Below are 9,623 nucleotides of genomic sequence, written 5' to 3' on the forward strand. Positions count from 1 at the left end.
CAGGCGCTCGACCTCATCGCGGAATGTCTTGAGAGTATCGAGCTCACGGGCCTGTTCGAGCACGAGCGCTCGCAGCGCTTCGACGTCTTCAGGCAGGTCCGCTTCTATCAGCATGGAGACACTGAATCAGTGGTGCGGTATCCCGTCAAGCGGCAATCTGCGGTGCCTTCGGGCGACGTCCGCCGTGGACACGCCGCCAGTCCAGGCCCTCCAGCAAAGCGCCCAGTTGTGCCGCTGTAAGGCGCATTACACCATCGCGGATGCCGGGCCACTTGAAGCCGCCCGTCTCCATCTTCTTGGCCATCAAACACAGGCCCGTGCCATCCCACCAGATCATCTTGATCCGGTCGGCTCGCTTGGCCCGGAACACATAGATCACGCCGGAATAGGGCTTGCCGCCATACTCGGCGGCCACCAGTGCCGCGAGCGAGTCCGGTCCCTTGCGAAAGTCCACCGGGCGCGTTGCGACCATCACCTTTGCGCCAGTACCCAATGGACCAACGGGCCCGATCATCGCGTCTCTCGCAGCGCAGTGATCACTGCCGAAATCGTGCCCGCATCCGCTCCGCACCCGATCTTCACCGTGATCCCGTCCACTTCCAGTTCCACCGTACTGGCCTTGCCGCGGCGTCGCCGTCGTGTCGGCTTGTTCCTTGGTGCCGGATCGGGATCGGGCATCGCATCGATCACCGCCGGAACGAAGGTCTGCTCCGGCTTTGCAGTCTCAGGAACTATGAGACCGTGTTCTTCCATCTGCGCACGCAACTGGCGACGCCAGGTGAAGAGTTGTGAAGGAACCAGGCCATGACGGCGCGCGACCGCGCTCACCGACTGCATCCCCGAATAGCTCTCGGCGACAATCGAGGCCTTCACCTCCGGCGGCCAGTCCCGACGCTTGCCCGCGCCGGTGAAGACCTCAAACCGCTGAACACCGTTAGTGCCAGTATCGTCACATGACATCGTCATAGCACCAACGCCCCTCCCGCAGATCAGGGCGCGGAAACTCGACGCTTCAGATCAACGGCGCAAGGTGGGGACGCGACAGCGCTTACCGACATTCCCGACGATAAGTTCGTGATGACAACGTGGCACGCGGATGAGCCAATTTCAGAAGCGCTATGGTTTGCCGGAAACTGTGCCTCGCATCCGGACGTAGAACTAAAGCAAACTGTCCTCCTTCACATCGCCGATGAAGCAAAGCGGGACGAGATGTTCGCGATTTATGCGGCAAGCCAAATTGAGGATTGAACTTAATGTCCGCAATCGGGTCGTTAGCAGACCGGCGGCTTTTGGCTAACGGAAGCAGAAGAGCTGCCATTCAAGCGCCAGAGCACTGCACAAAGACACACCCAGATCCTTGGCATGATCCGGTTGCCGCCGCGAGCTACGCTTTGCAAAGCCAATCTCTTCTTACCTGTATTCCGCGACCCCCCCCTGCCCGAAGTCACCGACATAGCCCTCGACTTCCATCGTCTGGCAAGAGGTGAGCGCCGCCGGCCCAATGCGCGCAGCCTTTATCTGCGGCATCGGCAGGTCTTCGCGCATCACGACCTCGGCCTGAAGCCCTTCTCGGACATGTTTCGCCCATTCGTGGCAGCAGCCGCAGCCCGGATCCCGGTACATGACATACAGCGCGGCCTAGGCGGCGCCGCTGCACCCTGCAGCAAACAGCGCCAGCGCGCCCGCCAGACTGCGGGCCGTACTAAGCTTGAAAGCAATCATACTATTTTCCCTTGGGACATTTGCGCGATCATAGCGCCTTGCGATTGCCGGTACATGACCGACATCAATCATCCTCGGCAGATCCGAAAGTCATCGCCGTTCTTTCGCCCGACATGCTGGCGATGATCGGGCATTCGGGCCTGTCGTCACCATGACAGGTTCGGGCAAGGTGGACGAGGCTCGCACGCATGGCGGCCAGCGCCTTGACCTTGCGGCCCAGTTCGTCGGCCTTGGCCAGCGCCAGCGCTTTTACCTCTGCACTGGCGCGATGTTCGTCGCTCCACAGTTCGAGCAGTTCGCCGATCTCATCGATCGAAAAACCGAGGTCGCGGGCATTGGCAATGAACCGGAGGCGGTTGACGTCGACATCCGAATAATCGCGATAGCCGCTATCGCGGCGCAGCGGTGCGGGGATCAGGCCGATCTTTTCGTAATGGCGGATCATCCGCTGCGACACGCCGGTGCGCTGCGCTGCATCGCCGATGTTCACAGCCTTGCCGCCTTCAGCCGCAGCGAATTGCCGATCACGCTGACAGACGAAAGCGACATCGCCGCCGCCGCGATCACAGGGGACAGCAATATGCCGAAATGCGGATAGAGCACGCCCGCCGCCACCGGCACGCCCAGCGCATTATAGCCAAAGGCAAAGACGAGGTTCTGCCGAATGTTCGACATGACCTTGCGGCTTAACATACGGGCGCGGGCGATGCCGGTCAGCTCGCCACCCAGCAGCGTGATCCCCGCGCTTTCAATGGCGACATCGGTGCCCGATCCCATGGCGATGCCGACGTCCGCTGCGGCCAGCGCCGGGGCGTCGTTCACACCGTCGCCCGCCATGGCGACAACATGCCCCTCTGCGCGAAGCCGTTCGACCACCGCGCTCTTACGGTCGGGCAGGACATCGGCCTCGACCTCGTCGATGCCCAGCGACCGTGCCACCGCCTCTGCCGTGGTGCGGTTGTCGCCGGTCAGCATCAGCACGCGGATACCCTCTGCGCGCAGAGCCTTGATCGCGGCAGGCGTCGTCGCCTTGACAGCATCGGCGATGGCGATGACTGCGGCGACCTTGCCATCGACGGCCATCAATATGGCGCTGGCGCCATCCTGCCTGAGGTGATCGGCGTCAGGCGCGACCGCATCGGGATCGACGCCGCTTCCCCGCAGGAAGGTCGCATTACCGAGCAGGACCTGCCTGCCATCGACCGTGGCGCTCGCGCCCTTGCCGCTGGGGGAATCGAAGTCGCTGGCTTTGGGCGCAGCAATGCCGCGCCGCGCCGCTTCGGCCATAATCGCCTGCGCTAGCGGATGCTCGGACGCCTGCTCGACCCCTGCGGCAAGGCGGAGCGTCTCCTCCTCCGGCAGATCGCCCAACGTCACAATGCGTGTGACAGAAGGCTTGCCCTCGGTCAGCGTGCCGGTCTTGTCGACTACCAGCGTATCGACCTTCTCCATCCGTTCCAGCGCCTCAGCATTCTTGACGAGGATTCCTTCCTCTGCCCCGCGCCCCACGCCGACCATGATCGACATCGGCGTCGCAAGGCCAAGCGCGCAGGGGCAGGCGATGATCAGCACCGCCACCGCCGCGACCAGCGCATGGGCGAGGCGCGGTTCCGGCCCCCACAGGCTCCACGCCGCAAAGGCGAGCAGCGCCACGAAAAGGATTAGCGGCACGAACCAGCCGGCCACTTTGTCCGCCACGCGCTGGATCGGCGCGCGCGAGCGCTGGGCCTGTGCCACCATCTGCACGATGCGCGCCAGAAGCGTTTCACTGCCCAGCTTTTCCGCGACCATCACCAAGGAACCGGTGGTGTTGATCGTGCCGCCGATCACAGGATCGCCCGGCTGTTTGGAAACCGGCATGGATTCGCCGGTCACCATGGACTCGTCGATGGCTGAGCTTCCCTCGGCCACCGTACCGTCGACCGGGATTTTCTCGCCTGGCCGGATGCGTAGGCGATCGCCAACCTGCAGTTCGTCCAGCGCGACTTCCTCGTCGCCGTCGGCGCCGATCCGGCGCGCCGTGCGCGGCGCGAGTCCGAGCAGCGCCTTCAACGCGCCAGAGGTCCGTTCGCGGGCACGCAGTTCGAGAACCTGGCCCAATAGGACCAGCACGGTAATGACCGCCGCCGCTTCGAAATAGACCGCAACCGTACCGTCGGCGCTGCGGAAAGCATGCGGAAACAGGCCAGGCGCAAGTGTCGCCACTATGGAATAGGACCACGCCACCCCGGTCCCCAGCGCGATCAGCGTGAACATGTTGAGATTGCGCGTGACGACCGATGCCGCCGCCCGCGTAAAGAACGGCCAGCCCGCCCACAGCACCACCGGCGTCGCCAACGCCAGCTGCACCCAGACCGATACATCCATCGGCACCAGATGGTGGATCGCTGGAAACACGTGCCCGCCCATTTCCAGCAGGAACACCGGGAGGGCGAGCGCCATGCCGATCCAGAACCGCCGCGTCATGTCGACCAGTTCCTTGTTCGGACCGGCATCGGGATCGACCATCTCGGGCTCTAGAGCCATTCCGCAGATTGGGCACGATCCCGGATGATCCTGCCGCACCTCGGGGTGCATCGGGCAGGTCCAGATCGCGCCTTCGACGGGCTCTTTGTCCGCCGGGTTCAGCCAGCGGTCCGGATCTTCGACAAAGCGCGCGGTGCAGCGGGAGCTGCAGAAATGATAGTTGTGCCCGTCATGCGTGACATGATGCGCGGTCGCCTGCGGATCGACCTGCAACCCGCATACGGGATCAGTAACCTGCGTGCTGCCCGCCGCGGCATGATCGTGATGACAGTGCTGATGCTTTTCCATCGGCTTATCTCCTTGCCGATGGGTCATATAAGGCCTGACATCATGTCAGGGTCAAGAGGGCAAGCTATTTGCCGATTGGATCACGCTCGTCGCTCACCTGTGCAACCTGGGCTGGTTGCGGACTGACAGCTTTGATGAGAAATCCCGTCAATGGGAACATTGCGCTCGGCGAACACGGGACAGAAGCAACGGCGCCTTTACTTGGGGCTACAGCAGCTTCAAAAACCCGGACACGGCCGTCTCGGTTGCAAGTTCAAGACTAAGCAACGTACCGACGGCTCAGTCTTGACCACTTGAAAAACCCGCGGTTCTGATCGAAGTGCGATCGGTGAACGTTCTCGTCTCCATACTATTCAGGTTTCTTGCCTTCGTCGCTTTTGCCGTGACGGTGGTGGCGCCGGTGCAGGCGAGTGCTCTCGATCGCGCTCACACGCACGCCCGAACCACGATGGAGGCAAGCGACAGGCTGGAAGTGCGCAAGGCGATCCTGCCTGCACTGCACAGCCCGCTTCGCGCCGAACAGCCGAAGACATCGGGCGGCGGTGGCCTGCCGGTGCGCTATTCCGTCGTCTCGGCACACTTTTTCGCCAGCAGCGAAGAACGCCGCACCATTCGCGCCGCAAATGATGGCGGGCCGGTGCAGTCGCCATGCCGGGCGAACACCGCGCGGGGGCCGCCGCACACCTGATCGGGCGGGTCCGCACTTGCGGACCTCGATAACAACTCCTGATCAGGTGAAAACATGGAACAAGACGTTACGTGCGCCGATGCGCGCGAAGTCGCCCGTGCGCGGGCGCAAGAAATACTGCTTCGATACCCCGACCTTCGGGCAGAGGAGCTTGCATGGCTGCTCGACTGGTTCGATCGCAAGGCCTCGGCAATGGACGTGGCCATGCTCGCGTCAGAGGACCAAGTGGCCGTGCAATATGCGCGCTTCAAGGCGGATCACCTCAGCAAGTTCGGCATGAAGGACTTGCGCAATGCGGCTTTGTTCGTGGCCGTATTTGTCGGAATCCCCGTGGCCTCGTTCATGCTCTGGGCGGGCGGCGCAGGCTGACACGAGATGCGGCGCGTTCGATCTCGGACGCGCCGCATCACATTTTGCAGCTGCCATCGCGCAGGCACAAGTTAGAACTCCGACTGGATGCGTCGGAGTTTATATGGCTCTCATCAGCACCGGGATGGAATATGCTCTCCATTGCCTGCTGTTCATTGCGGACGGGTATGGAGAGGACGTCAGGCGGGTAGCAAGGACCTGCCCGAATTGTAGGGCATTCCTGCAGAACGCACCGCCAAGCTGTCCACCTGCCTGCAGAAGGCCGGCCTGATCGAGACGGCCTAGGAAGTGCGCGGCGGGATTGCGCTTGCGCGTCCCGCTCGCGACATCGCGGTGCACGACGCCGTCATCGCGATCGACGGTGACAAGCCAATCTTCGAATGCCGCGAGATCAGGGCAAACTGCGCGCTGTTCGACGGCGAAGCGCCCGATTGGGTCGCCTCGGGCCTGTGCGGAATTCATGCCGTCATGCGTGAGGTGGAAGAAGCCATGCGCGCCAGGTTGCGCGATGTCACGCTAGCCGACCTTGCAGGCTCGGTCGGCCGGAAAGCACCCCAATAATTTGCCGAGGAAGTGGCGGGATGGCTGACCTCCCGTGTCGATGGTCGGCGCCAGACAGCCAAGTAACCGAAACAATGAAGCTTCTTCGCTTAGATGCGAACCCCAAGGGCTCGATATCGAGCTCCCATATGCTGGCCGATGAATTCGTCGCGCAGATCGTCGCGGCCTGTCCTGCGCTGGAGATCGAAAGCATCGACCTCGCCGCGCAGCAGCCTGCTCACGTGACCGCGGAATTTGCCAAGGCCACCTACACGCAGGCAAGCGAACGTACGCAGGTGATGAAGGACACCCTGAACGAATCGGACGCCCTGTGCGAGCGCGTGCTAGCTTGCCCTTCCCTCGAAAACTCAATGTTCAAGCAGGTGCGTTTGCTTTGACAAGGCCATCCGGTGGACCGCCCTGATGGAGCAGGCCAGTCGCGCCCTTTCAGGCGCGACTGGTGATCAGAACTTCACGCCAACGGTCGCGCCGTAGGTGCGCGGTTCAAGCGCCATGCCGAACGACCAAAGGCCCGCCACGGTGAATGCGTGGGTCGTCGTCTTCTCGTTCAGCAGGTTGCGGCCGAACACGCGGAAGTATGCCTCGGTGGCGCCCAGGTCGAAGTTGAAGCTCATGCTTGCATCGACGAGATCCTGCGTAGTCGTGCGCACGCGCGGATCGTTGCCGTTGACGATCACCATCGTGACATCGCCGCTTCCGTCGGTGATCGGCGTCAGCGAAGCGGCCGAGATCTGCTCGTCATAGGGGCTGATGTGGCGCCATCCGACATTGGTGACGACCGAACCGAAGCTGGTCGGCACGTCGTAGTTGGCATTCAGCGACGCGGTGAACTTGGGCGCATAGATCAGCCTGTTGTCCGAGTAGTCGAACGGCACGATCTCGGTGCCGAAGACTCCGTCCGTCACGAAATTGCGAAAGCGCGATTTCATGTAAGCAGCCGAGGCCGTGAGCGTGAATCCGGGGAAGAGACGCGCGGTGCTGTCCATCTCTATGCCCTTGATCAGTGCGCCGCCCGGAACGTTGCCGGTGATCGTCTGATTGCCCGTCGGACCGCCCGGCAGGGTCAGATTCTGCTGCATGTCCTTGTAGTCGGAAACGAACCCGGCGAGATTGAGATCGAGGTTGCCGTCGAGAAACGTGAGCTTCGCACCCACTTCGTAAGCGTCGACCGTTTCCGGCTGGAACGGCGTACTGGCGGTTTCGGCGGTTGCCGCACGCGGGCTGAACCCGCCGGAACGGTAGCCGCGCGACCAGCTAGCATAAAGCATCGTGTCGGGATTGGGACGATAGTCGACCCCAAGCTTCGGCGTGAATTTGCTGAAGTTCGCGTCGCCCGAACCGATCAGGCCGTCAGTGGCGAAACGGTTGGTCAGTTTCTTGTTGTCGTGCGACCAGCGGCCGCCGAACGACAGACGCCAATCTTCGGCAAATGCCCAGTTGAAGTCCCCGAACACGGCATAGCTTTCGGTCTTGCCGTTCACGATCTGCTCGTTCTCGTCGAATTCCGTCGGCGGAACGTCGGGGGCGAACCCGAACACGCGCGACCATTGTGTCAGGTCGTACTTCGAGGTGAAGTAATAGCCGCCGACGACGTAGTCGAGCCCTTCGAACAGGTTGCCGCCCGCGCGCAGTTCCTGGCTCCACTGCGTGTACTTCTGGCGACGGTCGACATAGTACAGGTCAACCGAGGAACCGTCGAAGTCCTGCGTCTGCTTCTCTTTGCTGTGGCGCCAGCCAGTGATCGAGGTCAGCGTAACGTTGCCGGTGTCGTAGTTCATGGTCAGCGTGGCATTTGGCGCGTCGTACTTGCTGATCGCTGCCTGTCCGAACGTGGTGTAGAGATCCGTCGTCGTGTTGCGATTGCACTCTTCAGCCGGTTCGAACGCGCAGAACACTTCGCTGCTGTTGGCGAGGTTGGACACGACCGGTTCGAACGACTGCACGACGTTTTCGATCGTGAACTGGGCATCGAAGCCGGACCCTGCAGGTTCGAACAGCACGCTCGCCCCGTAGTTGTCACCCTTGCTGCCGCCGTCCCGCGTGTCGCGAGTTGCGTTGTAATAGAAGCCGTCGGATTCGTTATGGAAATACCAGGCCTTGATCCCCCAGGTATCCCCGTCGCCGTAGTTAAGGATGCCCTTGGCGGCCCAGGTATTCCAGCGGCCATAGGTGAACTCGGCCTTCACGCCAGGTTCCATGGTCGGCTTGGCACGGGTGATATTGATGACGCCACCGATCGTATTCGCGCCGAACAGCGTGCCTTGCGGACCGCGCAGCACTTCGATCTGGGCGATGTCGAAGGCGTCCTGCAACTGGCCGGTGTTCGTGCCGATGGTCACGCCATCGACGACGACGCCGACTGTCGGGGTCTGCGACTTTTCGATGTCGGCGTAGGTCAGGCCGCGGATCGAGATGTTGGCCGCCTGCGCGCCGGAGTTCTGCTGCGTGATGAGCAGACCGGGGGCCGCACCCTGCAGGTCGCCGATATTCACGGTGCCCTTCGCTTCCAGCATCGCGGCGTTCACCGCGGTGATCGCGACCGGCGTGTCTTGAAGTGTTTCATCGCGCCGGCGGGCCGAAACGATGATTTCGTTCAGATTGTTGACCGAAGTATCATCGTTATTCGTGTCGGCATCATCCTGCGCCAGCGCGGGCGCGCCTGTCGCCAGAGTGGTAGTTGCCAATACGGTCAGCGTAAAAGCGCGCAGACGAACATTCTTGCTCACTTGCAATCCTCCCCTTTTCAAGCGGGGTTCTTGGCCCCATCTCGCCATCGCTTTATGTGTCCTCACCGTCCGCCACACTAACTGCCAATAGTCATAGGTATTGGTCGGTGCTGTCAGTCTAACCGCAACTCGTCTCAGAATGACGCGGCGATCCCTGGAAGCAGCAGGTCTTAGCCCACGAGCTTCTGCCACTCGGCCAAAGCGGCCGAGCGGCGGGTCTTATAGGTCTGTCGATCGACGAGGTGGCGTTCGGAATTGAAGTGGTTGTGAAAAGAGGCATGAACCGAGGCGAATTTCTGGAGGGACTTCATTCGCCGAAATCGCTGCATCGCTCGCTCTCTTCGTCGGAATGGCAGGTGTGAATTCTCGGCGCGATTGTTGAACCACCTTCCCATCTCGCGGCGTTCAAGATTTCCAAGTTCCCGCATAGCAGCAGGGTACGAACGCATCCCATCCGTGACGATTGTCTCAGCTCTTCCGTGCCGCTTCAGCGCCTTCTTCATGAACTCCAGAGCCGCAGCCTTGTCCCGTCTCTTCGTGACGAAGCTCTCCAGCACTTCACCTTCGTGATCGACGGCGCGCCAGAGGTAATGTCGCTCACCGTTGATCTTCACGAAGACCTCGTCGAGGTGCCAGCGCCAATGCCTTGAGCCCTTCATTCGGCTGACACGTTGCATAGGAATATCCGCGGCGAACATCGGACCGAACCGGTTCCACCACATCCGAACCGTCTCATGGCAAAT

Annotated in this window: 11 protein-coding genes and 1 pseudogene; 5 read left to right on the plus strand and 7 right to left on the minus strand. The window is 61.8% G+C overall.

The features are described from left to right. Positions 1-145: 145 nt before the first annotated feature. Positions 146-472, minus strand: a complete 327-nt coding sequence (gene tnpB, locus A9D15_RS00020; protein ID WP_216634362.1) for an IS66 family insertion sequence element accessory protein TnpB — start codon at positions 470-472, stop codon at positions 146-148. Positions 473-510: 38 nt separating this feature from the next. Beyond that, positions 511-966, minus strand: coding sequence for an IS66-like element accessory protein TnpA (tnpA, locus tag A9D15_RS00025; protein ID WP_066760572.1), 456 nt, complete (start codon positions 964-966; stop codon positions 511-513). A gap of 87 nt (positions 967-1,053) precedes the next feature. Here tnpA and A9D15_RS17125 point away from each other — a divergent pair. Beyond that, positions 1,054-1,248: pseudogene (locus A9D15_RS17125) on the plus strand (DUF7684 family protein); the annotation flags it as partial. Positions 1,249-1,410: 162 nt separating this feature from the next. On the opposite strand, the gene A9D15_RS00035 reads toward A9D15_RS17125, so the two are convergent. The 3 genes from A9D15_RS00035 to A9D15_RS00045 all read right to left on the minus strand — a co-directional run bounded on the left by A9D15_RS00035 (position 1,411) and on the right by A9D15_RS00045 (position 4,536). Continuing rightward, the gene (locus A9D15_RS00035) at positions 1,411-1,623 is read right to left on the minus strand and encodes a hypothetical protein (RefSeq protein ID WP_066760576.1); all 213 of its coding nucleotides are present in this window, start codon (positions 1,621-1,623) and stop codon (positions 1,411-1,413) included. A gap of 163 nt (positions 1,624-1,786) precedes the next feature. Beyond that, positions 1,787-2,212: a Cu(I)-responsive transcriptional regulator gene (cueR, locus tag A9D15_RS00040; protein WP_066760578.1), complete on the minus strand. Its 426-nt coding sequence runs from the start codon at positions 2,210-2,212 to the stop codon at positions 1,787-1,789. Beyond that, on the minus strand, positions 2,209-4,536 hold the full coding sequence (locus A9D15_RS00045) for a heavy metal translocating P-type ATPase (protein WP_066760591.1): 2,328 nt from the start codon (positions 4,534-4,536) through the stop codon (positions 2,209-2,211). Before A9D15_RS00045 ends, cueR begins: the two co-directional genes overlap by 4 nt. 328 nt (positions 4,537-4,864) lie before the next feature. Between A9D15_RS00045 and A9D15_RS00050 the strand changes: the two genes are divergently transcribed. From A9D15_RS00050 to A9D15_RS00065, 4 genes are all read left to right on the plus strand, one after another. Continuing rightward, positions 4,865-5,224, plus strand: coding sequence for a hypothetical protein (locus tag A9D15_RS00050; protein WP_066760580.1), 360 nt, complete (start codon positions 4,865-4,867; stop codon positions 5,222-5,224). A gap of 54 nt (positions 5,225-5,278) precedes the next feature. After that, complete coding sequence (locus A9D15_RS00055; protein ID WP_066760583.1) at positions 5,279-5,593, plus strand: hypothetical protein; 315 nt, start codon at positions 5,279-5,281, stop codon at positions 5,591-5,593. 288 nt (positions 5,594-5,881) lie between these two features. Beyond that, positions 5,882-6,154, plus strand: a complete 273-nt coding sequence (locus A9D15_RS16815) for an RrF2 family transcriptional regulator (protein WP_066760585.1) — start codon at positions 5,882-5,884, stop codon at positions 6,152-6,154. A 74-nt stretch (positions 6,155-6,228) separates the two neighbouring features. Further along, positions 6,229-6,531: an NAD(P)H-dependent oxidoreductase gene (locus tag A9D15_RS00065; protein WP_172807422.1), complete on the plus strand. Its 303-nt coding sequence runs from the start codon at positions 6,229-6,231 to the stop codon at positions 6,529-6,531. A gap of 66 nt (positions 6,532-6,597) precedes the next feature. Here the strand turns inward: A9D15_RS00065 and A9D15_RS00070 are convergent, their stop codons facing one another. Together A9D15_RS00070 and A9D15_RS00075 are read right to left on the minus strand one after the other, a co-directional pair. Continuing rightward, entirely contained in the window at positions 6,598-8,880 is a 2,283-nt protein-coding gene (locus tag A9D15_RS00070) for a TonB-dependent receptor (RefSeq protein ID WP_229660444.1), read from the minus strand. Between the two features lie 170 nt (positions 8,881-9,050). Then, positions 9,051-9,623, minus strand: a 573-nt coding sequence (locus A9D15_RS00075) for an IS6 family transposase (protein ID WP_082924151.1), incomplete at its 5' end; no start/stop codon positions are given.

It is taken from the genome of Croceicoccus pelagius (genome assembly GCF_001661915.1).
Classification (GTDB): Bacteria; Pseudomonadota; Alphaproteobacteria; order Sphingomonadales; family Sphingomonadaceae; genus Croceicoccus; species Croceicoccus pelagius.